General features: G+C 73.1%; 21 protein-coding genes. 5 read left to right on the forward strand and 16 right to left on the reverse strand.

Annotated features, from left to right (window positions below; translation table 11 throughout):
- Nucleotides 1-110: 110 nt before the first annotated feature.
- Entirely contained in the window at nt 111-2,615 is a 2,505-nt protein-coding gene (locus QP090_RS01675) for a DEAD/DEAH box helicase (RefSeq protein WP_285936637.1), read from the reverse strand.
- Nucleotides 2,616-2,788: 173 nt separating this feature from the next.
- Between QP090_RS01675 and QP090_RS01680 the strand changes: the two genes are divergently transcribed.
- On the forward strand, nt 2,789-3,667 hold the full coding sequence (locus QP090_RS01680) for a hypothetical protein (RefSeq protein WP_285936639.1): 879 nt from the start codon (nt 2,789-2,791) through the stop codon (nt 3,665-3,667).
- A gap of 130 nt (nt 3,668-3,797) precedes the next feature.
- On the opposite strand, the gene gnd is transcribed toward QP090_RS01680, so the two are convergent.
- Complete coding sequence (gene gnd, locus QP090_RS01685) at nt 3,798-5,222, reverse strand: NADP-dependent phosphogluconate dehydrogenase (protein WP_285936640.1); 1,425 nt, start codon at nt 5,220-5,222, stop codon at nt 3,798-3,800.
- A gap of 154 nt (nt 5,223-5,376) precedes the next feature.
- Between gnd and QP090_RS01690 the strand changes: the two genes are divergently transcribed.
- Nucleotides 5,377-6,135 (forward strand): HAD family hydrolase, encoded by a 759-nt coding sequence (locus QP090_RS01690; RefSeq protein ID WP_285936641.1) that lies wholly within the window; start codon nt 5,377-5,379, stop codon nt 6,133-6,135.
- Nucleotides 6,128-8,533, forward strand: a complete 2,406-nt coding sequence (locus QP090_RS01695; RefSeq protein WP_285936642.1) for a glycoside hydrolase family 65 protein — start codon at nt 6,128-6,130, stop codon at nt 8,531-8,533. Before QP090_RS01690 ends, QP090_RS01695 begins: the two co-directional genes overlap by 8 nt.
- Nucleotides 8,534-8,611: 78 nt before the next feature.
- On the opposite strand, the gene soxR is transcribed toward QP090_RS01695, so the two are convergent.
- From soxR to QP090_RS01740, 9 genes are all read right to left on the reverse strand, one after another.
- Entirely contained in the window at nt 8,612-9,172 is a 561-nt protein-coding gene (soxR, locus tag QP090_RS01700) for a redox-sensitive transcriptional activator SoxR (protein WP_285936643.1), read from the reverse strand.
- 161 nt (nt 9,173-9,333) lie between these two features.
- A complete protein-coding gene (locus QP090_RS01705) occupies nt 9,334-9,921 on the reverse strand; it encodes an HdeD family acid-resistance protein (protein WP_285936644.1) in 588 nt (195 codons plus the stop codon).
- Nucleotides 9,914-12,463 carry an ATP-dependent Clp protease ATP-binding subunit gene (locus QP090_RS01710; protein WP_285936645.1) on the reverse strand — a complete coding sequence of 850 codons (2,550 nt, stop codon included), beginning with the start codon at nt 12,461-12,463 and terminating at the stop codon, nt 9,914-9,916. Before QP090_RS01710 ends, QP090_RS01705 begins: the two co-directional genes overlap by 8 nt.
- A 142-nt stretch (nt 12,464-12,605) precedes the next feature.
- Complete coding sequence (locus tag QP090_RS01715; protein ID WP_285936646.1) at nt 12,606-13,178, reverse strand: DUF421 domain-containing protein; 573 nt, start codon at nt 13,176-13,178, stop codon at nt 12,606-12,608.
- 155 nt (nt 13,179-13,333) lie between these two features.
- Complete coding sequence (locus QP090_RS01720) at nt 13,334-15,151, reverse strand: phosphoenolpyruvate carboxykinase (GTP) (RefSeq protein WP_285936647.1); 1,818 nt, start codon at nt 15,149-15,151, stop codon at nt 13,334-13,336.
- A gap of 178 nt (nt 15,152-15,329) precedes the next feature.
- Nucleotides 15,330-16,373, reverse strand: coding sequence for an ABC transporter ATP-binding protein (locus tag QP090_RS01725; protein ID WP_285936648.1), 1,044 nt, complete (start codon nt 16,371-16,373; stop codon nt 15,330-15,332).
- A complete protein-coding gene (modB, locus tag QP090_RS01730; RefSeq protein WP_285938538.1) occupies nt 16,370-17,131 on the reverse strand; it encodes a molybdate ABC transporter permease subunit in 762 nt (253 codons plus the stop codon). Before modB ends, QP090_RS01725 begins: the two co-directional genes overlap by 4 nt.
- A gap of 107 nt (nt 17,132-17,238) precedes the next feature.
- Nucleotides 17,239-18,009: a molybdate ABC transporter substrate-binding protein gene (gene modA / locus QP090_RS01735; protein WP_285938539.1), complete on the reverse strand. Its 771-nt coding sequence runs from the start codon at nt 18,007-18,009 to the stop codon at nt 17,239-17,241.
- A 29-nt stretch (nt 18,010-18,038) separates the two neighbouring features.
- A complete protein-coding gene (locus QP090_RS01740) occupies nt 18,039-18,446 on the reverse strand; it encodes a TOBE domain-containing protein (protein ID WP_285936649.1) in 408 nt (135 codons plus the stop codon).
- A 178-nt stretch (nt 18,447-18,624) separates the two neighbouring features.
- Between QP090_RS01740 and QP090_RS01745 the strand changes: the two genes are divergently transcribed.
- Both QP090_RS01745 and QP090_RS01750 read left to right on the forward strand, forming a co-directional pair.
- On the forward strand, nt 18,625-19,629 hold the full coding sequence (locus tag QP090_RS01745) for an alpha/beta hydrolase (protein ID WP_285936650.1): 1,005 nt from the start codon (nt 18,625-18,627) through the stop codon (nt 19,627-19,629).
- A 116-nt stretch (nt 19,630-19,745) separates the two neighbouring features.
- Nucleotides 19,746-20,417 carry a hypothetical protein gene (locus tag QP090_RS01750; RefSeq protein ID WP_285936651.1) on the forward strand — a complete coding sequence of 224 codons (672 nt, stop codon included), beginning with the start codon at nt 19,746-19,748 and terminating at the stop codon, nt 20,415-20,417.
- A 95-nt stretch (nt 20,418-20,512) separates the two neighbouring features.
- Here QP090_RS01750 and QP090_RS01755 read toward each other — a convergent pair whose 3' ends face one another.
- From QP090_RS01755 to aroH, 5 genes are all read right to left on the reverse strand, one after another.
- Nucleotides 20,513-20,716: a hypothetical protein gene (locus tag QP090_RS01755; RefSeq protein ID WP_285936652.1), complete on the reverse strand. Its 204-nt coding sequence runs from the start codon at nt 20,714-20,716 to the stop codon at nt 20,513-20,515.
- A gap of 150 nt (nt 20,717-20,866) precedes the next feature.
- Complete coding sequence (der, locus tag QP090_RS01760; protein WP_432763025.1) at nt 20,867-22,240, reverse strand: ribosome biogenesis GTPase Der; 1,374 nt, start codon at nt 22,238-22,240, stop codon at nt 20,867-20,869.
- A gap of 161 nt (nt 22,241-22,401) precedes the next feature.
- Entirely contained in the window at nt 22,402-23,064 is a 663-nt protein-coding gene (gene cmk / locus QP090_RS01765; protein WP_285936654.1) for a (d)CMP kinase, read from the reverse strand.
- A 195-nt stretch (nt 23,065-23,259) separates the two neighbouring features.
- Nucleotides 23,260-24,351, reverse strand: a complete 1,092-nt coding sequence (locus QP090_RS01770) for a prephenate dehydrogenase (RefSeq protein WP_285936655.1) — start codon at nt 24,349-24,351, stop codon at nt 23,260-23,262.
- Between the two features lie 52 nt (nt 24,352-24,403).
- Entirely contained in the window at nt 24,404-24,766 is a 363-nt protein-coding gene (aroH, locus tag QP090_RS01775) for a chorismate mutase (RefSeq protein WP_285936656.1), read from the reverse strand.
- Nucleotides 24,767-24,832: the final 66 nt, after the last annotated feature.

Below are 24,832 nucleotides of genomic sequence, written 5' to 3' on the forward strand. Positions count from 1 at the left end.
TCGGGGACTCCATTTGAGTGAGTACTCACTCATTTGTCAAGCCGGACCCGCGCCGGGCACCGCCCGGAGGCGGCACGGCGGGGATCGGGAGGGGAGCCGGGGAACGCGGGTCAGAGCCGGTCGACCGCGACCACCCGCACGAGGGCCTCGCCCGCCTGGTCGGAGCCGGCCAGGTCGACCTCGGCCCGGATCCCCCAGTCGTGGTCGCCCGCCGGGTCGTCGAAGACCTGCCGGACCCGCCACAGCGCGTCCTCGGGGACCTCCTCGATCTGGAGCAGCTTCGGGCCGCGCGCGTCGGGGCCGGTGAACAGCTCGTCGTGCTCGGCGAAGTAGCCCTCCATCGCCTCCCGCCAGCCGTCCGCGCCGAGCTCGGGGTCGAGCTCGCCGAGGTCCCAGTAGCGGCCGAGCGCGGCCAGCTCGACGCGGCGGAACAGCGCGTTGCGCACCAGGACGCGGAAGGCGCGCCCGTTGGCGGTGACCCGGGTGACCCGCTCCTCGATGACCGCGTCCGGGTCGTCGGAGGGGTGCGCGAGCTGCTCCCACTCGTCCAGCAGGCTGGAGTCGACCTGCCGGACCAGCTCGCCGAGCCACTCGATCATGTCGATCAGGTCGTCGGTCTTGATCGACTCGGGCACCGTCTGGCCGAGCGCCTTGTAGGCCCCCGACAGGTAGCGCAGCACCAGGCCCTCACCGCGGGCCAGCTCGTAGTAGCCGATGTACTCGACGAACGTCATCGCCCGCTCGTACATGTCGCGGACGATCGACTTGGGCCGCAGCGGGTGGTCGCCGACCCACGGGTGCCCGGCCCGGTAGATCTCGTACGCGGCGTCCAGCTCCTCCTCCAGCGGCTTGGGGTAGTCGACGTCCTGGAGCAGCTCCATCCGCTCCTCGTACTCGATCCCCTCGGACTTCATCTCCTGGACGGCCTCGCCGCGCGCCTTGTTGAGCTGGGCCGCCAGGATCTGCCGCGGGTCGTCCAGCGTCGCCTCGATCACCGACAGCACGTCCAGCGCGTACGAGGGCGAGGACGGGTCGAGGATCTCGAAGGTGGCCAGCGCGAAGGTGGACAGCGGCTGGTTGAGCGCGAAGTCCTCCTGGAGGTCGACGGTGATCCGCGCGTACCGGCCCTGCTCGTCGGGCTCGTCCATCGTCTCCACCACGCCGCCGGCCAGCAGCGACCGGTAGATGGCGATGGCCCGGGAGATGTGCCGGCGACGCGCGGCCGGCTCCTCGTGGTTGTCGGTGAGCAGCCGCTTCAGCGCCTGGTAGGCGTTGCCCGGCCGGGCGATCACCGACAGCAGCATCGCGTGGCTGACGGTGAACCGGGACCGCAGCATCTCGGGCTCGGCGGTCTGGAGCTTGACGAAGGTCTCCTCGTCCCAGCCGACGAACCCCTCGGGCGCCTTCTTGCGCTGGACCTTGCGCCGCTTCTTCGGGTCGTCGCCCGCCTTGGCGAGCGCCTTCTCGTTCTCGACCACGTGCTCGGGGGCCTGCGCCACCACGAACCCCACCGTGTCGTACCCGGCGCGGCCCGCCCGCCCGGCGATCTGGTGGAACTCGCGCGCCCGCAGCCGCCGCACCCGGTGCCCGTCGTACTTGCTCAGCGCGGTGAACACCACGGTGCGGATCGGCACGTTGACGCCGACTCCGAGCGTGTCGGTACCGCAGATGACCTTCAGCAGCCCGGCCTGCGCCAGCCGCTCGACCAGCCGCCGGTACTTGGGCAGCATCCCCGCGTGGTGCACGCCGATGCCGTGCCGGACGAACCGGGACAGGTTGCGGCCGAACTTGGTGGTGAACCGGAACCCGCCGATCAGCTCGGCGATCCGCGCCTTCTCCTCCTTGGTGCACACGTTGATGCTCATCAGCGCCTGCGCCCGCTCGATCGCCGCCGCCTGGGTGAAGTGCACCAGGTAGATCGGCGCCTTCCGCTCGGCCAGCAGCTCCTCGATCGTCTCGTGCAGCGGGGTGACCCGGTAATCGTAGATCAGCGGGACGGGCCGTTCGGCCGAGGTCACCAGCGCCGTCGGACGCCCCGTCCGGCGGGTCAGGTCCTTCTGGAAGAAGCCGACGTCGCCGAGCGTCGCCGACATCAGCAGGAACTGCGCCCGCGGCAGCTCCAGCAGCGGGATCTGCCACGCCCACCCCCGCTCGGGCTCGGCGTAGAAGTGGAACTCGTCCATCACCACCACGCCGACGTCGCTGTCGGCGCCGTCGCGCAGCGCCATGCTCGCCAGCACCTCGGCGGTGCAGCACACGATCGGCGCATCGGCGTTGACGCTGGCGTCGCCGGTCATCATTCCGACGTTCTCGCGGCCGAACATGTCGCACAGGTCGAAGAACTTCTCCGACACCAGCGCCTTGATCGGCGCGGTGTAGAACCCGACCTGGTCCTTGCCGAGCGCGGCGAACAGCGCCCCGGCCGCCACCAGGCTCTTGCCCGACCCGGTCGGCGTCGAGAGGATCACGTTGGCGCCCGACACCACCTCGATGAGCGCCTCCTCCTGCGCGGGGTACAGCGTGATGCCGCGGCCGGTCACCCACCGTTCGAACGCCTCGAACAGCGAATCGGGGCCGACGTCGTCACCGGAGGGAAGCTCATCGATAAGGCTCACCCCTCCATCCTGCCCGTGTTCGCCGGGTGCGTGGACCAGGGAGCCCCCGACGCCCAGAGACCGCTCCGGATGACCGCGCGGCCGGACCTGGCCGGGCCCGGGAAGGGCAGCGCCTTATGTCCTTTCTGTCGGCTATAAGTACGACACCGAATTGATCACCTGGAAGGACCCGCATGGCCGCTGACGACGACCGCGACGCCCACCCGTCCCAGAACGGCCACGCCTGGGCGCCGCCCGACCCCGCCGAGCAGCCCGCGGTTCGGCCCGCGCGGCCCGACGGACGGCCCGTGCACGACGCACAGCCCGGATGGCCGCCCATGGACGGCGCACAGCCCGGGTGGCCGCCCATGGCGGGCGCCGTACCGCCCGCGCCGGCGACGTCGGCCGCGCGCTCCCCCGGGCTGCTCATCGGCCTGTCGGCCGCGGGCTCCGTGCTGATGGCGGGCGTGCTGCTCACGGGCGCGATCGTGCTGTATCCGGGTGAGGCGCCGCCCCTCCGCCCGGCGGCGGCCCCTCCGTCGCCGTCGCCGTTGGCGCCGCCGATCAACGAGCCGAGGCGCACGCTGGAGCCACCGCGGGCCGTCTCCGGCTACGAACGGCAGACCGGCAAGAAGGACCGCCGGGCCGCCGCGGAGCTGCGCGCGACGATCGAGGACGTGGAGGTGCCGGGCCAGGAGGTGAGGACCTTCGGCGCGGCCGGCGCCAAAGCGATCAAGTCGGAGCTCTACTCGAACGGCGCGGGCCGGACGCTGCACCTGCTCGGGCTCGACTTCGTCGCGCTCGGCCGGACCGGGGTGGGCGGCTTCTACGATCCGCCCTCCGATGTCGACCAGATGCTCGGCGTCTTCGGCGCCACCACTCCCGTCGACCGCCCGGCCGGGCGGTACGGCGGCGTGCTGCGCTGTAGCAAGGGGCTCCAGCAGGGCAGGCAGTGGGCCGCGGTCTGCATCTGGTCGGACCGCTCGGTGATGGGCATCGTGATCGCCCCGCTGCTGCCGCCGGACCGGCTCGCCCCGATCGCACTGCGGCTCCGCGAGGCCGCCGAGCACTGAGCGCCCCGCGCCGGAACCGGACCTCCGGCCGGCACGAACTGCTCGCCGGATCGAGGGGCGGCCCGGCTCACCCTGTCGCCCGCGCGGACCGCCCCGTCCCGCCCCGTCCTGTCGGCCCGGCCGGGCCGGGTTAGGCCTCGACTTCGGTGCGGTCGCCGCCCCAGAGGGTGTGGAAGGAGCCGTCGCGGTCGACGCGGCGGTAGGTGTGGGCGCCGAAGAAGTCGCGCTGGCCCTGGGTGAGCGCGGCGGGCAGCCGGCCGGCGCGCAGCGAGTCGTAGTAGGCGAGCGCGGTGGAGAACCCCGGAACGGGGATGCCGAGCCGGGCGGCGGTGGCGACCACGTTCCGCCAGGCGTCCTGGGCATCGGCGAGGGCCTCGGCGAAGTGCGCGTCGGTCAGCAGCGTCGGCGTGGACGGGTCGGCCTCGTAGGCGGCGCGGATCCGGTCGAGGAAGCGGGCCCTGATGATGCAGCCGCCGCGCCAGATGACGGCCATCGCGCCGGCGTCGATGTTCCAGCCGTACTCGGCGCTCCCCGCCTGGATCTGGTGGAACCCCTGTGCGTAGGCGACGATCTTGGACGCGTACAGCGCCCGCTCGACCTGGTCGGCGAAGCCCGGCTCGGCCGCCGTGGCGCGCTCCGGGCCGGGCAGCCCCTGGGCCGCCTCGCGCAGGTCGGCGTGGCCGGACACGGACCGGGCGAAGACCGCCTCGGCGATGCCGCCGACCGGGACGCCGAGGTCCAGCGCCGTCTGCACCGTCCAGCGGCCGGTGCCCTTCTGCTCGGCCTGGTCCAGCACGACGTCCACGAACGGCTTGCCGGTCGCGGCATCGGTGTGCGCGAGCACCTCGGCGGTGATCTCGATGAGGTACGACTCGAGCCGGCCGGTGTTCCAGGTGGTGAAGACGTCGGCGATCTCGGCGGGGGCCAGGCCCGCGCCGTGCCTGAGCAGGTCGTAGGACTCGGCGATGAGCTGCATGTCGGCGTACTCGATGCCGTTGTGCACCATCTTGACGAAGTGCCCGGCGCCGTCCGGCCCGACGTGGGTGCAGCAGGGCGTGCCGTCGACCTTGGCCGCGATGTCCTCCAGCAGCGGCCCGAGGGCCCGGTAGGACTCGGCGGAGCCGCCCGGCATGATGCTCGGCCCGTTCAGCGCGCCCTCCTCACCGCCCGAGATGCCGGCGCCGACGAAGTGGATGCCCTGGTCGCGGAGCGCGGCCTCGCGGCGGCGGGTGTCGGCGAAGTGCGCGTTGCCGCCGTCGACGATCATGTCGCCGCGGTCCAGCAGCGGCGCGAACTCCTCGATCACCGCGTCGGTCGGCGCGCCCGCCTTCACCATGATCACCAGCCGGCGGGGCCGTTCCAGCGACGCCACGAACGCCTCGGCCGTCTCCGCGGGCAGGAAGGTGCCCTCGTGGCCGAACTCCTCCACCAGGGCCTTGGTGCGGGCCGCGGTGCGGTTGTGCACGGCGACGGGATGCCCGTGCCGGGCCAGGTTCCGGGCCAGGTTCCGGCCCATGACCGCCAGCCCGGTGACCCCTATGCGCGCCTTGTCCATTGGATCTCCTCCTCGTGTACGCCGTACCCAGCTTCTTCGCCGGTCAGCGCCCGGCTGTTGGTTGAACTGGGGGGCGCATGTACTTGTTCCGGAAGGGAACGGACCTCCATGGTGGAGATCGGACAACGAAGTCGATCACACCCGGGGGGACGCGATGCTTGGACTGCCGGACGGGGCCACGGCCTGCCTGTTCGATCTCGACGGGGTGCTGACCCGTACCGCCGCGGTGCACGCCGCCGCCTGGAAGAAGATGTTCGACGGCTTCCTGCGTGACCGGGCGGACCGCGAGGGCGTCCCGTTCGTCCCGTTCGACCCGGTCAAGGACTACGGGCGGTACGTCGACGGCAAGCGCCGCGAGGACGGCACCCGCTCGTTCCTGGAGTCGCGCGGCATCACGCTGCCCCCGGGCGGCCCGGACGATCCACCGGAGGCCGAGACCGTGCGCGGGCTCGGCGGTCGCAAGAACCGGCTGGTCCTGAAGATCATCCAGGACCGCGGCGTGGACATGTACGAGGGCTCGATCGGCTACGTGCGGGCCGCCCGGGAAGCCGGGCTGAAGACCGCGGTGGTGTCCTCCAGCGCCAACACCGTCCAGGTGCTGGAGACCGTCGGCATCACCGGGCTGTTCGACGCCCGCGTGGACGGCGTGGTGGCGGCCGAGCGGAGCCTGCCCGGCAAGCCCGCCCCGGACATGTTCCTGGCGGGCGCCCGTGAGCTGGGCGTCCCCGCCGCCGCGGCCGTCGTCTTCGAGGACGCCCTCGCGGGCGTCGAGGCGGGCCGAGCGGGCGGCTTCGCGTATGTGGTGGGCGTCAACAGGGTCGACGGGGACCATGCCGCCGCGCTCGCCGAGCACGGCGCGGACGTGGTGGTGGCCGACCTCTCCGAACTGCTTGGGGGATCAGAAGGTGAGTGAAGCAGAGAGTCCGGCCCCGAGCGACCGGCCCGTCTACCAGGTCGAACCGTGGTGCGTGCGGGAGCCGGAGCTGCGGCTCGACCGGCTGGCGCAGAGCGAGTCGGTGTTCGCGCTGTCCAACGGGCACCTCGGGCTGCGCGGCAACCTCGACGAGGGCGAGCCGCACGGGCTGCCCGGCAGCTACCTGAACTCGTTCTACGAGCTGCGCCCGCTGCCGCACGCCGAGTCCGCCTACGGGCTGCCCGAATCAGGCCAGACCGTCATCAACGTGACCAACGGCAAGCTGATCCGGCTGCTGGTCGACGACGAGCCGCTCGACGTCCGCTACGGCCGGGTGCACCACCACGAGCGCGTCCTGGACTTCCAGGACGGGACGCTGACCCGGACCGTCGAGTGGACCTCGCCCGCCGACCGCAGGGTGAAGGTGACCTCGGAGCGGATGGTCTCGCTCACCCAGCGCGCGATCGCGGCGATCTGCTACGACGTCGAGCCGGTCGACCAGCCGATCCGGGTGGTCGTGCAGTCCGAGCTGGTCGCCAACGAGGAGCTGCCGCACCTCGGCAAGGACCCCAGGGTCTCGGCGACGCTGGAGTCCCCGCTGGTCAGCGAGGAGAACGTGGCCAACGGCACCAAGGTGCTGCTGCTGCACCGCACCCGCAACAGCGGGCTGCGGATGGCGGCCGGGATGTCGCACCACATCGAGGGCCCGGAATCGCTGGCGGTCGACACCGAGAGCTCCGACGACGTCGGCCGGCTGACCGTCGCGACCCGGCTGGAGCCCGGCCAGCGGCTGCGGATCGTGAAGTACCTGGCCTACGGCTGGTCCAGCCAGCGGTCCCGCCCCGCGATGCACGACCAGGTGGTGGGGGCGCTCGCGGGCGCCCGGCAGACCGGCTGGGACGGGCTGCTGGAGGAGCAGCGCCAGTACCTCGACGACTTCTGGTGCGGCGCCGACGTCGAGGTCGACGGCGACGCCGAGGTGCAGCAGGCGGTGCGGTTCGGGCTGTTCCACATCCTCCAGGCCGGTGCCCGCGCGGAACGCCGCATGATCCCGGCCAAGGGCCTCACCGGGCCCGGCTACGACGGGCACACGTTCTGGGACACCGAGACGTTCGTCCTGCCGGTGCTCACCTTCACCCAGCCCGACGCCGCCGCCGACGCGCTGGCGTGGCGGCACATGACGCTGCCGCTGGCCCGCGAGCGCGCCACGCAGCTCGGGCTGGCCGGCGCCGCGTTCCCCTGGCGGACGATCCGCGGGCAGGAGTGCTCGGGCTACTGGCCGGCCGGCACCGCGGCGTTCCACATCAACTCCGACATCTCCGACGCCGTGGTCCGGTACGTGGACGCCACCGAGGACATCCGGTTCGAGCGCGAGGTCGGCCTGGAGATCCTGGTGGAGACCGCGCGGCTGTGGCGCGGCCTCGGCCACCACGACGTCGAGGGCGTCTTCCGCATCGACGGCGTGACCGGGCCCGACGAGTACAGCGCGGTGGGCGACAACAACGTCTACACCAACCTGATGGCGCGCCGGAACCTCCAGGAGGCCGCGGCGATGGCGATGCGCCACCCCGACCTCGCCGAGCGGCTGGAGGTGACCACCGAGGAGGCCGCGTCGTGGCGGGACGCGGCGGCGGGGATGCTGATCCCCTACGACGAGCGGATGGAGGTACACCCGCAGAACGAGGGGTTCACCAACCACGCCCGCTGGGACTTCGCGGCGACCAAGCCCGAGCACTACCCGCTGCTGCTGAACTACCCGTACTTCGACCTGTACCGCAAGCAGGTCGTCAAGCAGGCCGATCTGGTGCTGGCGCTGCACCTGTGCGGGGAGGCGTTCACCGCCGAGCAGAAGGCCCGCAACTTCGAGTACTACGAGTCGCTGACGGTGCGCGACTCCTCGCTGTCGGCGCAGACCCAGGCGGTGGTCGCCGCCGAGGTGGGGCAGCTCGAGCTGGCGCACGACTACCTCGGCGAGACCGCGCTCCTGGACCTGCACGACATCAACGGCAACACCCGCGACGGGCTGCACATCGCCTCGATGGCCGGGGGGTGGAGCGGCCTGGTCGCCGGGTTCGGCGGCATGCGGGCGGGCGGCGGGCGGCTGCGGTTCGCGCCGCGGCTGCCCGGCGGGATCACCCGGCTGGCCTTCCGGCTCCGCTACCGCGGCAACCGGGTGAAGGTCACCGTGACCGCCGAGTCGGCGGTCTACGAGCTGCTGGACGGGCCGGGCCTGGAGCTCCGGCACCACGGGGAGGAGTTCATGCTGGCCGACAAGCCGGTCGAGCTGCCAATCCCGCAGCCGACCAGCGGGCCGCCGCTGTCCCAGCCGGCCGGCCGCGAACCGGCGCCGCGCCGCATCGACCCGCATGGCGGCGACGCCCGCCACCGCTCCCGCTGACCCGTCCCGAGGCCCCGCCGCGGGCCCCCGCCGCGTCATGGCGGCGGCCCGGTGCGCGGACCCGACGGGCGAGCGGGGTCAGCCTGGTGCGCCGCAGTCAATGTCGCAGGCGAGGGCCTGCGACTCGGTGGCGGTGGCGGTGGCGGCGACGGGGACGGGGGCCGGGCCCGATCGGCCGAGCGCGCGGTTGACCAGCAGCCGGCGCGGGCCGGGGCCCTCGTCGCCGAGCCGGTCGTAGGGGTTGGCGAGCGCGCACTTGCTGATGGACAGGCAGCCGCACCCGATGCAGTCGGTGAGGCTGTCGCGCAGGCGTTCGAGCTGGGCGATGCGGTCGTCCAGGGCGCTGCGCCAGTTCTCCGACAGGTGCGCCCAGTCCTGCACGGTCGGGGTCCGCTCCTCGGGAAGGGCGTCCAGCGCCTCCCGGATCTCGCTCAGCGGGATACCGACCCGCTGCGAGACCCGGATGAACGAGACGCGGCGCAGGGTGTCGCGGGTGAAGCGGCGCTGGTTGCCCACCGTCCGCCGGCTGCTGATCAGTCCCTTGGACTCGTAGAAGTGCAGCGCGGACACCGCAACGCCGCTCCGCTCGGCGAGCTGGCCCACGGTCAGTTCGTGAACGCGATGCTCCAGGCGTGTCATAGGGGCATCCTATTCACACCTCAACTCTCATTGAGGTTTCGGGGTGCGGACGGAGCCTCTGACCGTGCCCCGGAATACCCCGGGAACCGTCCCCCGGACCACCCCGGGAGCCGTCCCCGGGACCTCCCCAGGACGGGGCGTCCCGGGGACGGACCCGGCGGTCAGGAGTGGGTCGGCGTGGCGCCGCCCATCCCCCGCTCGGCCTCGCGCCGGCGGTCGCCGCCCAGCCGGCGCAGCCGGAACGCGGCGCCGATCAGCACCGCGCCGAACAGGATCGAGAAGAGGCCGATCAGCCAGACGACGGCGAGGGCGCCCGACACCGGCCAGGCGAACAGCAGCACGCCGAACACGACCGAGATCACGCCGGTGACCGCGTACAGCCACTCGCCGTGGACCTCCTTGCGCAGCGCGATCGCCGCGATGATCTCCATCACGCCGGTGATCACCGCCCAGGCGGCGATCAGCATCAGCAGCGCCAGGCCGGTGATGCCCGGCCACACCAGCGCCGCGATACCGAGCACGACGCCCGCCACGCCGGACACCGCGCGCCAGGCACGGGACGCGCCGGGACCGCCGCGGACCGCCTCCGCCAGCGCCATCACCCCGTCCACCAGCGCATACGCGCCGAACAGGACGACCAGGGCCAGCACCGTGATACCCGGCCAGACCCAGGCGACGACGCCGAACAGCACGGCGAACGCGCCGCGCAGCGCCAGCACCCACCAGTGCCGGGTGATCTGATCAAACATCACTGCCTCCCGAGGACTCGTCGGCGCCGCCGCCCGTGGCGGCGCCGCTGCGGACATCGATCTCCAGCACGTCCCCGGACCGGTCGGCGACGACGGTGTCGCCCTCGTCGATCCGGCCGTCCAGCAGCATGCGGGAGAGCCTGTTGTCCAGCTCCCGCTGGATGGTGCGGCGCAGCGGGCGGGCGCCGAACTCGGGCCGGTGGCCCTTCTCGGCGAGCCAGTCCTTGGCCGCCTCGCTGACCTCCAGGCCGACGTCCTGGCCGTGCAGCCGGCGCCTGGTCCGGTCCAGCAGCAGGTCGACGATCCGGCGGAGCTGCTCGCGGTCCAGCCGGGTGAAGATGATCGTCTCGTCGATCCGGTTGAGCAGTTCGGGCCGCAGCGTGTGCAGCAGCAGGTCCATGACCTCCTCGCGCAGCTCGGGGCTGTCGCCGCCGGACTCCAGGATCATCTGCGCGCCGATGTTGCTGGTCATGATGATCACGCAGTTGCCGAAGTCGACGGTGCGGCCCTGCCCGTCGGTGAGGCGTCCGTCGTCCAGCATCTGGAGCAGGATGTTCATCACGTCCGGGTGGGCCTTCTCGATCTCGTCGAGCAGCACCACCGAGTGCGGGCGGCGGCGCACGGCCTCGGTGAGGTGGCCGGCCTCCTCGTAGCCGACATATCCGGGCGGGGCCCCGATGAGGCGGCTGACGGTGTGCTTCTCCTGGAACTCGCTCATGTCGATGCGGATCATGTGGTCGGTGCCGCCGAACAGCACGTCGGCCAGCACCCGGGCGAGCTCGGTCTTGCCGACGCCGGTCGGGCCGAGGAACAGGAAGCTGCCCTGCGGCCGGTCCGGGTCGGCGAGGCCCGCGCGGGCGCGGCGCACGGCCTCGGCGACCGCGTCGACCGCCTCGTCCTGGCCGACGACCCGCTCGTGCAGGTGCTCCTCCAGCCGCAGCAGCCGGTCGCGCTCCTCCTCGGTGAGCTGGGCGACCGGGATGCCGGTGCGCCGCGACACCACCTCGGCGACGTCGACCGCGGTCACCTCCGGGACGTCGTCGTGGCCGCCACGGGCCGACTCCAGCTCGGGCCGGAGCCGCTCGATCTCCTCGCGGATCGCGCCGGCGCGGGCGAAGTCCTCGCTCGCGACCGCCTGGTCCTTGTCGCGGTGCAGGCCCTCCAGGCGCTGCTCCAGCTCGCGGGCGTCGTCGGCGGGCGACAGCGAGCGCAGCCGCACCCGGGCGGCGGCCTGGTCCATCAGGTCGATCGCCTTGTCGGGCAGGAACCGGTCGGAGACGTAGCGGTCGGACATGCGCGCCGCGGCGTCGACGGCGTCGTCGGTGATGCGGAGCTGGTGGTGCGCCTCGTAGGTGTCGCGCAGCCCGGCGAGGATCTCCACGGTGTCCTCGACGCTCGGCTCGGGCACCAGCACGGGCTGGAAGCGCCGTTCGAGCGCGGCGTCCTTCTCGATGTTCTTGCGGTACTCGTCGATCGTGGTGGCCGCGACGACGTGCAGCTCGCCGCGGGCCAGCGCGGGCTTGAGGATGTTGGCGGCGTCCATGCCGCCCTCGGCGGACCCGGCGCCGACCAGGGTGTGCACCTCGTCGATGAAGATGATCAGCTCGTCGGAGTGCGCGCGGATCTCGTCCACGACCTTCTTGACCCGCTCCTCGAACTCACCGCGGTACTTGGACCCGGCGACCATGCCGGTCAGGTCCAGCGCGACGACCCGCTTCTCCTTGAGCGGCTCGGGGACGGCGCCGTTGACGATCCGCTGGGCGATGCCCTCGACGATCGCGGTCTTGCCGACGCCCGGCTCGCCGATCAGGCACGGGTTGTTCTTGGTGCGGCGGGTCAGCACCTCGATGGCCTGCTCGATCACCTCCTCGCGGCCGACGACCGGGTCCAGCCGGCCGTCCCTGGCCTCCTCGTTGAGGTCGCGGCCGTACTCGTCCAGCGTCGGGGTCTCGCTCTGGCCGCCGCCGCGGGCCGGGCCGGACGCCACGCCGGGCTGGTCGGGGCGGCGCAGCACCGCCTCCTGGATCTCGTTCGCGGACACGCCCTGCGCGGCCAGCAGCCGGGAGGCCGCCGAGTCCTGGTTGGCGGCCAGGGCGAGCAGCACGTGCTCGGGCCCGATGTAACTGGCCTCCAGCGCCCGCGACACGCGCTGCGCGTCCAGCAGCGCCCGCTTGGCGGCCGGGGTGAGGGTGGACGGCGTCTCCCCCGGCCCCCGGTCGCTCGCCAGGTCGGCGATCCGGGCCAGCAGCCCGTCGGGCTCGGCGCCGGCCGCGCTCAGCAGGCCCCGCGCCGGGTCGGTCTGCGCGGCGGCGCCGAGCAGGTCGACCACGTCCAGGTCGGGGGCGCCGCGCTCGCCGGCGCGGTGCAGCGCCTGGCCGAGCAGCTCGCGGCCGGTCTCGCTCAGCAGGCGGCCGATGTCGACCCGCTCGACGCCGCCCGAGCGGGGCGGCCACGATTCCGGGGCGCCGAACATGCGCCCCTTCAGGTACTCGAATCCGCGGAACGGGTCGTCGAACATCGAGCCGAACGGCGTGCTGGCCACAATGGTCCCCCCGAGGTCGGTCCGTCCCCCGGCGTCGCGGCCCGGAGAACCTCTACCCCACTGCTAGCCGCGCGCCGCTCCCGGCAAGACCACGACCACCCCCAAACTGGGCAAATTTCCCCCAGATTGGGGCATCCACGGGTCAGTCGCGGCGGGCGGCGAGGGCCTCGAGGTGCCGCTCGATCCGGTCCAGCCGGTCCCGCAGGTCGGTGATGTCGCCGTACGAGGCGGACTGCTCCAGGCGGGTCAGCCGCACCAGCAGGGCGCCGCCGGGTTCGAGGGTGACCAGCCGGGTGTCGTTGACGTGGTCGCCGCCCTGCTCCTGGATGGCCTGGTCGACGTTCTCCTGGAGCATCCCGAGGCGGGTCAGCACCTTGTGGTCGTACTCGCCGTCCCGCGCCAGGACGCTCGGCCGGCCGCGCACCACCCGGCCGAGCGCGGGCATCCACGCGGCCACCCGGACGGTGATCGAGTTGGCCGCGACCAGCACCGCGGCGCCGAGGACGCCGCCCCACAGCGAGTTGTCCGGGCCGATGATCGCGTTCTGCACGACGTTGGAGAGCAGCAGCATGACCACGAAGTCGAACCCGTTGAGCTGGGCGAGCTCCCGCTTGCCCGCCAGCCGCAGCAGCACCACCATCGCCAGGAAGACCCCGACCGTGCGGACGATCTTCTCGTCGACCGGGATGCCCATCGAGAACAGGTCATGCCACATCGCCCGCACCTCACCGTCGCGTCGCCGCCGTCACCGCGGCGGCCGAACCCGCCGCCGCACGCCGACACAGTGCCAGTCCCGGGCCGGAACGGCGGCGGGACCACGCCGCGCACGGCGTGGTCCCGCTGTCGTCCCTGCGGCCCGTGGCCCCCGGGTCAGTGCCCCAGGCGGTTCACCAGGGCGTTGTACTCGTCCCACAGCTCGCTCGGCAGGTGGTCGCCGAAGGTGTCGAAGTGGCCGGGTACCAGGGCGGCCTCCTGCTTCCACACCTCGGTGTCGACCGACAGCAGCGTGTCCAGGTCGGCCGGGGCGATCTCCAGGCCGTCGGTGTCCAGCGCCGCCTTGGTCGGCAGCTGCCCGATCGGGGACTTGACCGCGTCGGCCTGCCCGTTCAGGCGCTCGACGATCCACTTGAGCACGCGGCTGTTCTCGCCGAAGCCGGGCCAGATGAACTTGCCGTCGGCGTTCTTGCGGAACCAGTTGACGTAGTAGATCCGCGGCAGCTTCTCCGCGTCGGTGGACCTGCCGATCTTCAGCCAGTGGCCGAAGTAGTCGCCCATGTTGTAGCCGCAGAACGGCAGCATCGCGAACGGGTCGCGGCGCAGCTCGCCGACCGTGCCCTCGGCCGCCGCGGTCTTCTCCGAGGCGATGTTGGCGCCGAGGAACACGCCCTGCTGCCAGTCGAACGACTCGGTGACCAGCGGCACCGCGCTGGCCCGGCGCCCCCCGAACAGGATCGCCGAGATCGGCACGCCCCGGGGGTCCTCCCACTCGGGCGCGATGATCGGGCACTGCCCGGCCGGGGTGGTGAACCGGGCGTTCGGGTGCGCGGCGGGGGTGCCGGTCCCGGGCGTCCAGTCGTTGCCCTTCCAGTCGGTCAGGTGCGCCGGCGCCTCGTCGGTCAGGCCCTCCCACCACACGTCGCCGTCGTCGGTGAGCGCGACGTTGGTGAAGATGCTGTTGCCCCACAGCGTCTTGACCGCGTTGGCGTTGGTGCTCTCGCCGGTGCCGGGCGCGACGCCGAAGAAGCCGGCCTCGGGGTTGATCGCGTAGAGCCGGCCGTCCTCGCCGAACCGCATCCACGCGATGTCGTCGCCGATCGTCTCGACCTTCCAGCCCGGGATGGTCGGCTCCAGCATCGCCAGGTTGGTCTTGCCGCACGCGGACGGGAACGCCGCGGCCACGTAGCGGGTCTCGCCCTCCGGCGGGGTCAGCTTCAGGATGAGCATGTGCTCGGCCATCCAGCCCTCGTCACGGGCCATGGTCGAGGCGATGCGCAGCGCGTAGCACTTCTTGCCCAGCAGGGCGTTGCCGCCGTAGCCGGACCCGTAGGACCAGATCTCCCTGGTCTCGGGGAAGTGGGTGATGTACTTGGTGGAGTTGCACGGCCACGGCACGTCGGCCCGGCCCTGCTCCAGCGGGGCACCGACCGAGTGCACGGCCTTGACGAACGAGCCGCGCTCCTCGATCAGCCGCAGCGCGCCCGCGCCCATCCGGGTCATGATCTTCATCGAGACCGCGACGTAGGCCGAGTCGGTGATCTCCACGCCGAGCTGCGAGATCGAGCCGCCGAGCGGGCCCATGCAGAACGGCACCACGTACATGGTGCGGCCCTTCATGCAGCCCTCGAACAGCTCGCCGAGGGTCGTCCGCATCTCGGCGGGCGCGACCCAGTTGTTGGTCGGCCCGGCGTCCTCGGACTTCTCCGAGCAGATGAACGTCCGGTCCTCGACCCGCGCGACGTCGGTCGGGTCGGAGGCGGCGTAGAAGCTGTTGGGGCGCTTGGCGGGGTCGAGCCGTTTGAACGTGCCCTGCTCGACCAGGAGGCCGGTGAGGCGCTCCCATTCGGCGTCCGAGCCGTCACACCACTCGACGCGGTCGGGCTGGGTCAGCTCGGCGATCCCACGCACCCAGTCAGTCAGGTCGGTGTGACTGGTCGGGGCCTGGTCGAGGCCGGGGATCCGGTTGGACACGGGGCAACTCCTTCAGCGATTCGCAGGATCTTTGCATGATGAACAAGACCGTGCGTTTTTGCCATTTGGTCTGGACCAATCGCGCCCTCTTTTGGGCCTTCCCGAAGGGTTTTGTGATTGATATCACTTGGATACCGGGCCCTGACCCCGGACACGGCCCATCCGGGCCCGCAGCCTTTCAAGCTGGGTAAACATGCGTCTCGGTGGCCTTGACAGCTGCCCATACCAGGCTGCCCTCCGCCAATCCGAGCTCCGCCACCGCTCCCGGCGTCACATCGGCGGACGCCGCGAAGGGCGGCCCGTCCAACTGGACCCGGACCCGATCCCCCTGCCGTTCGATCGCTGCCACCCGGGCCCGCCACAGATTGCGCGGGCTGCCGTCGGGCCGGGTCCGGTACAGCGCGACCGCCGATGGCGCGAAGGCCAGGAAAACGTCACCAGTCAGAGAGTCCACGGTGTCGAGCTTGCCGGCGCCGTCCTCGATCGCGACGGTCCCGCCGTCGGCCCGGCCCCGGTACAGGTTCAGCCCGACCAGGCGCGCGACGTAGTCGGTGCGCGGACGGCGGGCGACCTCGGCGGGCGTGCCCCGCTGCACCAACCGTCCCCGCTCCAGCACCACCAACCGGTCGGCGAGCACCATCGCGTCCAGCGGATCATGCGTCACCAGCACGGCCGCGCCCTCGAACCCGGCGAGGTGGCGGCGCAGCGCGGCGCGGATCTCCAGCCGGGTGTGCGCGTCCAGCGCCGCGAGCGGCTCGTCGAGCAGCAGCAGCCCCGGCCGCACCGCGAGCGCGCGGGCCAGCGCGACCCGCTGCGCCTGCCCGCCCGACAGCGCCCGCGGACGGGACGCGGCGTGCCCGGCGAGGCCGACCCGGTCCAGCCACTCGGCGGCGATGCGGCGCGCGTCGCGGCGGCCCGTCCCCTGGCAGCGCGGCCCGAAGGCGACGTTGTCGAGCGCGCTGAGATGCGGGAAGAGCAGGTAGTCCTGGAACACCATGCCGATCCCGCGCCGCTCGGCCGGCAGCGGGCGCAGATCGGCGCCGTCCACCCGGATGTGCCCGCCCGCCATCGCGACCAGGCCCGCCAGGGCGCGCAGCGCGGTGCTCTTGCCCGCGCCGTTCGGCCCGAGCAGCGCCACCACCTCGCCGGGGGCCGCAGCGAGTTCGAGGTCGAGGTCGAACGCGCCGCGCCGCACCACCAGCCGCGCGTCCAGCCCGCTCACGAGGCGCTCACCCACCGGTCGCGGAGCGCGGCGAGCACCACCACCGAGACGGCGAGCAGCACCAGGCTGAGCACGATGGCGGCCTGCGGGTCGGTCTCCAGCGCGAGGTAGACGGCCAGCGGCATGGTCTGCGTCCGGCCCGGGAAGTTGCCCGCGAACGTGATCGTCGCGCCGAACTCGCCGAGCGCGCGGGCCCAGCACAGGATCGCCCCGGCCGCGACGCCCGGCGCGACCAGCGGCAGGGTGACCCGGCGGAAGATCGTCCAGCGGGTCGCGCCGAGCGTGGCGGCGGCCTCCTCGAACCGCAGGTCGGCGGCGCGGAGCGCGCCCTCGACGCTGATCACCAGGAACGGCATCGCCACGAACGTCTCGGCCAGCACCACACCCGCCGTGGTGAACGGCAGCGTCAGGCCGAACGCCGAGTCCAGCCATCCGCCGACCAGGCCGCGGCGCCCGAGCACCAGCAGCAGCGCCACGCCGCCGACCACCGGCGGCAGCACCAGCGGGACGGTGACCAGTGCCCGCACCACCCGCGCGCCGGGGAACGGGACGCGTGCCAGCAGCCACGCCAGCGGCACCCCGAGCAGCAGGCACAGCACGGTCGCCAGGGTGGCGCTCACCAGTGACAGCCTCAGCGCCTCCAGCACCTGCGGCTCGGCCAGCCGCGTCCCGAGGGTCGACCAGGGGGCGCGCACCAGCAGGCCCACGAGAGGCAGCACCAGGAACGCCAGGCCCGCCAGAGCGGGCAGGAGCAGCATCCACGGCGGGCGTCCCGGCAGCCGGTCGGCGCCCGCACCGGCGCGCCGCTCCCGCCGCTCGGGCCGCTCCCCCCGCTCAGGGCGGCCCGGACGGCCCGGCCACCGGCTCACGGCGACTCGAAGCCCGCCCCAGTCAGCACCGTCCGCCCCTGCTGGGACAGCACCAGCCGGACGAACTCCCCGGCCGGCCCCGGCTGGGGCGCCTTGGCGAGCGCGGCGATCGGATAGTCGTTGATCGCCTTGGCCGACTCGGCAAACTCGATGCCCTTGACCTGCGGCGACGCGGCCTTCACATCGCTGCGGTAGACCAGGCCGGCGTCGGCCTCGCCGAGCCTGACCTTGGTGAGCACCGCCTTGACATCCTGCTCCTGCGACACCGGGCGGATCGTGACGCCGGCCGCGGCGGCGGCCTTCTTGGCGGCGGCCCCGCACGGGACCTGTTCGGCGCACAGCACCACCTTGAGCGTGGGCCCGGTCAGGTCCGGCAGCCCGTGGATCTTGCCGGGGTCGTCCTTGGGGACGGCGATGACCAGGCGGTTGCGCGCGAACACCCGGGGCGGCCCGGACGCGGCGCCGTCATCGGTCACCGGCTTCATCGTGGCCGGACTCGCGGCGGCGAACACGTCGGCGGGGGCGCCCTCGGTGATCTGCTTGGCGAGGGTGGAGCTGCCGCCGAAGTTGAACCTGACCTTCAGCCCCGGGTGCGAGCCCTCGAACGCCGCGCCGAGGGCGGTGAAGGTCTCGGTGAGGGACGCGGCGGCGAACACGGTCAGGGTCCTGCCGCCCGATGCCGGCGACGCCTCGCCGTCGCCGGTGTCGCCGCAACCGGTCACGGACGCCAGGGACAGTGCGGTGACGGCCACCGCGATGCGCTTCAGCACGGTTCTCCTCTGGGGGGCGGGGGGGATCACCCGGGATCGGACACCTCGACGACGACGTTGGTGGACTTCACGACCGCCTCGGCGACCACGCCGACCTCCAGCCCGAGCTCGTCGGCGGCCTCCCGGCTCATCAGCGACACCACCCGGAACGGGCCGGCCTGGATCTCCACCTGGGCCATCACCCCGTCGCGGACCACGTCGGTCACGATGCCGCGCATCCGGTTGCGCGCGGAGGAGAACCGTTCGGCCTGGTCGGACGCGGCGCCGGCGCGCGCCTGGGCGCGGACGAAGGCGGCGAGGTCGGCCCCGGGGACGCGGCGGTGCCCGTGCCCGTCGCGGGCGGCGGTGAGCCGTCCGCCGTCCACCCAGCGGCGGACGGTGTCGGCGCTGACCCCGAGCAGGGCCGCGGCCTCACTGATCCTGAACGTCGTCACGGAGCAGAAGCATAGACCTTCGCAGATTCGAGGCACACACCGCCATCCGTCCCAGATTTGCTAGGCATAACGGCCCGACACCCTGGCGAACACGGCAACAGAATCAGGTTCGGTTCAGCCCTTCCGGTCCCGCCGGACCGATGCCACCATCGTGGGAGGACGACCGGAAGGCGGAACCGTGACCCGAGCACAGCCGACGACGACCCTGGTGATCGACCGGCGCGGAACCGCGAGCCTGCGCTCGCGCGCCGTCTCGGCGGGCGTCCGCCGGCTCGTCCGGCCGCGGCTGACCAAGGTCGCCGGACTGCCGATCGACGAGCGGGCGCTGCGTCGCGCCGCCGCCCTCGACAGGCTGGCCGCGCGGGCCCGCCCGGCCCGCGGCACCCACTGCGAGAAGGTGCGCTTCGACGGCTTCGGCGCCGAATGGGTGCACGGCCCGGGGGTGCCGCCCGGACGCGGCAAGGTCATCCTCTACCTGCACGGCGGGGGCTGGATCTGCTGCGGCCTGAACACCCACCGCCGGATGGTCTCGCGGTTCAGCGCCGCCGCGGGCGTGCCGGCCCTCTCGGTCGACTACCGGATGATCCCCGCCGTCCCGTTCGAGAAGGAGGTCGACGACTGCGTCACCGCCTACCGCTGGCTGCTGGAGGAGCGGGGGATCCCGGCCGGGAACATCGTGGTGATGGGCGACTCGGCGGGCGGCCACCTCACCTTCGCGACCGCGCTGCGCGCCCGGGACGAAGGGCTCCCGCTGCCGGCCGCGCTGGTCGCCCTGTCCCCCATGCTCGACATGGACCTCACCGCCAAGCTCGCGCACGCCAACATGGCACTGGACCCGTCCGCGCCGGGCCCGCTGCTGGAACGCCTCGTCGAGGGCTTCCTCGGCCATCTCGACCTCGCCGACCCGGCGATCTCACCGGTCCGCGCCGACCTGGGCGGCCTGCCCCCGGTGCTGCTCACCGCCGGCTCGACCGAGCTGCTCTACTGCGACTCCGAGCTGATGGCGCGGCGGCTGGCCGAGGCCGGCGTGCCCACCACCCTCCAGGTCTGGGACCGCCAGATCCACGTCTTCCAGATGTTCGGCCCCCTGCTGCCGGAGTCCCGCGCGGCCATCGACGAACTGGGCGCGTTCGTCCGCGGCGCCTACCCGCCCGCCTCCGGCCAGGCCGCCGTGGACGACTGACCCCAGGCGAATTCATTACTCATGCCCCATTCCTCCTGATGTGTGCTTGGAGCGATCCGCTCCGGGTAAAGGGGACTCCAAAACGGCGACACGTTCGCCGGGCGGGAGGACCGATCATGACTGGGAGCAGGCGAGTACCGCGTACCCGGGGCGCCGTCAGCGGGACCCTGCTGGTGCTGCTCGGGCTGTGGGGCGGGCTGCTGCCCTTCGCCGGGCCCTACTTCGGCTTCGGCTTCGCCCCCGACCGGACCTGGGTCTACGACACCGACCGCCTCCAGCTCAGCGTGGCCCCCGCGGTCGCGGCCGGGCTGGGCGGGCTGATCGTGCTGTTCGCCGCCGGCCGCGCGCTCGCGATGCTCGGCGCGTGGGCGGCAGTGCTCGGCGGCGTCTGGTTCGTGGTCGGCGGCCCCGTGGCCACCCTCTGGGACGTGCCCGGTGTCGGCGGCCCGCTCGGCACCGGAGAGGAACGGCATCTGGCCGAGCAGCTCTCCGGCTTCGCCGGGCTCGGCGTCGTCGTGGTGTTCTTCGGCGCGCTCGCGCTCGGGCGCTTCAGCGTCGCCGGCGCACCGGAGCCGGAGGGGTACCACACGGGCCCGTGGGAGGAACGCCCGCCCGGAGACGCCGCGCGCCCGTCCGGTACCACCCAGCCGATCGCCCCGGTGCACGGACGGTACGGGCGCACCTCACAGCAGGACCCGCAGCCGGGCGGTCCCTTCGGGACGCCGCCCGGCACGAGCGGGCCGCCCGACCAGCGTGTGGCGGGCGAGCACGGCGGCCAGCACCGGTGACCGCGCAACTCCTCGGCGGCCTCTGACGGCCTCTGACGGCCACGGCGGCCCCGACAGCTCGGCCGGGGGCGTCCAAGCGGCTCGCCCGCGGCGGCCTATCGGTTCCGGCCGCGCATGTTCCGGACGCTCTTGGTGGTCTCGTAGCTGCCCTTCTCGTCGTCCAGGCGGACGTCGTCGCGGTCGGTGAACATCGCGACGAAGCCGATCAGCAGGCCCACGCCGCCGATCCACGGCTCGCGCCAGACGAAGCTGAGGGCCAGGCAGGCCACCGCAGCGGAGATGAACAGCAAGAGCTTCACGTCGCACCCCTCGACCCGGACCGTCCGTGCACTCGTTGCTCGGGCAACAAGCAAGCGATAGCTTATAACCATCGCCGTGGACAGCATCCTGACATGCGGCGGCCCGCCCGGGAAAGACTCCCGGACGGGCCGTCCACCGCGACGCCGCGGCTACTTGCGCTTGCCGCGCTTCTCGCGGATCTTCATCGTGATGTCCAGCGGAGTGCCCTCGAAGCCGAAGTCCTCGCGGAGCCGCCGCTCGATGAACCGCCGGTAGCCCTCCTCCAGGAACCCGGAGGTGAACAGCACGAACCGCGGCGGACGCACCCCCGCCTGGGTGGCGAACAGCACCCGCGGCTGCTTGCCACCGCGCACCGGGTGCGGATGCGAGTTGACCAGGTCGGCGAAGAACTGGTTGAGCTTGGCGGTCGGCACCCGGTGGCCCCAGCCGTCCAGGGCCGTCTCCAGGCCCGGCACCAGCTTCTCCATGTGCCGCCCGGTCTTGGCCGAGATGTTGACCCGCGGCGCCCACCGCGCGTTGTGGAGCTGCCGGTCGATCTCGCGGTCGAGGTAGTGCCGGCGCTCCTCGTCGAGCAGGTCCCACTTGTTGTAGGCCATCACCAGCGCCCGGCCCGAGTCGATCACCATCGAGATGATCCGCAGGTCCTGCTCGGCCAGCGGCTCGTCGGCGTCGACCAGCACCACCGCGACCTCGGCGCGCTCCAGCGCCGACTGGGTGCGCAGCGTCGCGTAGAAGTCGGCGCCCTGGTTCTCGCGGTGCCGCCGCCGGATCCCGGCGGTGTCGATGAACCGCCAGACCTTGCCGCCGAGCTCGATCTCCTCGTCGACCGGGTCGCGGGTGGTGCCCGCGACCGAGTCGACCACCGCGCGGTTCTCCCCCGCGAGCTTGTTGAGCAGGCTCGACTTGCCGACGTTGGGCCGGCCGAGCAGCGCCACCCGGCGAGGACCGCCCACCTCGCCGAACGTCTCGGGCGGCGCCTCCACCGGCAGCGCCTCCAGCACCGCGTCGAGCAGGTCGCCGCTGCCGCGGCCGTGCAGCGCGCTGACCGGGTGCGGCTCGCCGATGCCGAGCGACCACAGCCCGGCCGCGTCGGCCTCGGTGCCGGCGTCGTCGACCTTGTTGGCCACCAGCACCACCGGCTTGCCCGAGCGCCGCAGGATCTCCACCACGGCCTCGTCGACATCGGTGGCGCCCACGGTCGCGTCGACCACGAACATCACCACCTCCGCCAGGTCGACCGCCAGCCGCGCCTGCTCGGCGATGGCCGCGGCCAGCCCGGTGGCCTCGGGCAGCCAGCCGCCGGTGTCGACCACCGTGAACCGCCGCCCGCTCCAGTCGGCGTCGTAGGCGACCCGGTCCCGGGTCACCCCCGGCACGTCCTCCACGACCGCCTCACGGCGGCCGAGGATCCGGTTGACCAGCGTCGACTTGCCCACGTTGGGCCGTCCCACCACCGCCACCACCGGCGCCGGCGGCAGGTCCCGCTCCAGGCCGTCCGCGTCGTCGAACGCGCCGGCCGCCATCTCGATCTCGTTTTCGCTCACGTGTTCCCCGCGTGCTTCCGGGGCGCTTTCAGGCGCCGTCTTCCCTCGTCGCTCGTCGCTCGCTCGTCAGTCCAGACGACGCCGCGCCCCTCCAGCCCGCTCGAGCCCGGCACGCCCCGGCTCGGGGACGGCCCGCATGCTCACGTCCGCTCTTTCGCGAGGCGGACGACCGCCTCGACGACCTCGCCGAGCCCGAGCTCGGTCGAGTCGATCTCGTGCGCGTCCGCGGCCTTGGCCAGCGGCGACGCCGTCCGGGTCGAGTCGAGCCGGTCGCGGCGCGCCTGCTCGGTGCGGGTCACGGTGACCGTGACGCCCGGGTCGGCGGCCAGGTCCTTGGCCCGCCGCTGGGCGCGCGTCTCCTCGCTGGCGGTCAGGTAGACCTTGACCGGGGCGCCGGGCACGACGACGGTGCCGATGTCGCGGCCCTCGACCACGATGCCGCCGGCACCGATGATCTCGCGCTGGAGCTCGACCAGCCGGGCCCGGACCGCCGGGACGGAGCTGACCGCGCTGACCGCGTTGGTGACCTCGCGGGTGCGGATCGGCTCGGCCACGTCGGTGCCGTCGACCGTGATCGTGGGGCCGTCGGGGTCGGTGCCGGAGGCGATGACCGGCTCGGCGGCGCGGGCGGCGACCGCCTCGGCGTCCTCGACCGCGACATCCTGCCGCAGCATCCACCAGGTCATGGCCCGGTACATGGCGCCGGTGTCGAGGTACCGCAGTCCGAGCGCGCGGGCCACGCCCTTGGACGCGCTGGACTTGCCCGACCCGGAGGGGCCGTCCATGGCGATGACGAGCGTCACGATCGCTTTTCCCTTCGCATGTTCGAATGCCCGCGAACCGGCCGGCGGGCGCGCGGGCCCGCGGCCCCGGACGCGCCGGTGACCGCGTGTCCCCCGATACGAGCCCCAACGTGCCAGGTTACCGGCCCCCGGCCACCGCCACGGCCGAACGACCCCAAGATCACCGGTACCGGACGGGGCCGGGCCGGGCCCGGCTCAGCCGGGGACCGACCAGCCGCGGGCGCGCAGCTCGCCGGCGAGCCGCTCGGCCGCCGCGGGCTCGACCGCCAGCTCCAGCACGCCGAGCGGGCGGCCGGGCGAGTGCTCGATCGTCACGTCCTCGATGTTGACCCCGGCGATGCCCGCCGCCTGGAAGATCATCGCCAGCTCGCCGGGACGGTCCGGGATGACCACCGGGACCACCGCGTAGGGCGACGGGTCGCCGCCGTGCTTGCCGGGGATCCGCGAGTGCCCGGCGTTGCCGCGCAGCAGCAGGTCGGCGACGTGGGTCGCGGCCTCCTCGCTGCCGTCGCGCAGCAGCGACGCCGCGACCGCGAGGTCGGTGGCGACGGCCTCCAGCACGTCGGCGACCGGCTCGGAGTTGGCCGACAGGATGCCGATCCACAGCCGGGGGTCGCTGGCGGCGATCCGGGTGACGTCCCGGACGCCCTGCCCGGCCAGGCCGAGCGCGACGTCGCCGGCACCGGTCAGCCGGGCCGCGACGGCGGCCGAGACCACGTGCGGGCCGTGCGAGACGAGCGCGACGGCCCGGTCGTGCTCGCCGGCCTCGACCACGGCGGGCTCGGCCCCGCAGGCCCGCGCGAGCGCGGTGACCGCGGTGACCGCGGCGTCCGACGTCTCGGCGGCCGGGCACAGCGCCCAGGGCCGGCCGAGGAACAGATCGGGACGGGCCGCGGCGGGTCCCGACCGCTCGCTGCCGGCGAGGGGGTGGCCCGCGACGAACGTGGCGAGGTCGCAGCCGAGACCGGCCGCCTGCTCGAGCGGCAACGCCTTGACGCTGGCGACGTCGGTGTAGACGGCGGCGAGACGGCGCTTCTGCGCGTCCAGCAGGGTGACGGCGACGGCGGCGGGAGGGACGGCCAGCACAGCCAGGTCGGCGGGAGTCCCCGGGCCGCCGTCCGGCAGCGCCTCACCCGCGCCGAGCTCGACCGCCAGCCGCAGCGCGGCCTCATCGCGGTCGCTCAGCAGCACCTCGGCGCCGCGCTCGCGCATGGCCAGCGCGATCGAGGTCCCGATCAGCCCGGTCCCGACGACGATGATCCGCCCTGGAATGCCCTGTTCAGCCACCCGGCAAGCCTAGGGCCTGTCTCAAAGTGCCGCAGCCGCCGCGCGGGTCCCGCTACTGGGCGATGTCGATACGCAGCGCGGTCGCGCCGCGCAGGTAGACGTGCTGGACGTCCGCGCGCGGCAGGTCGGTCTCGATGTGGGCCATCAGCCGGATCACCCGGGGCAGCGCGTGCGGCACGGCGATCTCGCTCGCGCACAGCAGCGGCACCTCGTGGAAGCCGAGCTTGCGGGCGGCCAGCGCCGGGAACTCCGCCGTCAGATCGGGGGTGGCGGTGAACAGCACGCTGATCACGTCGTCGGTGGTCAGCCCGTTGCGGCCCATCACCTCGCTGACCAGCTCGGTCGTCGCCGCCAGGATCTGCTCCCGGTCGTCGGCCTCAGTCTGGGTCGCTCCCCGTACCGCACGTACCGCCACTGTCGTCCCTCCCACGCTCTCCGACCACACCGAAACGGCCCGCCGGTCAGGTCCCCCGGCGGGCCG

This window comes from Actinomadura xylanilytica, from assembly GCF_030283145.1.
Taxonomy (GTDB): domain Bacteria; phylum Actinomycetota; class Actinomycetes; order Streptosporangiales; family Streptosporangiaceae; genus Spirillospora; species Spirillospora xylanilytica.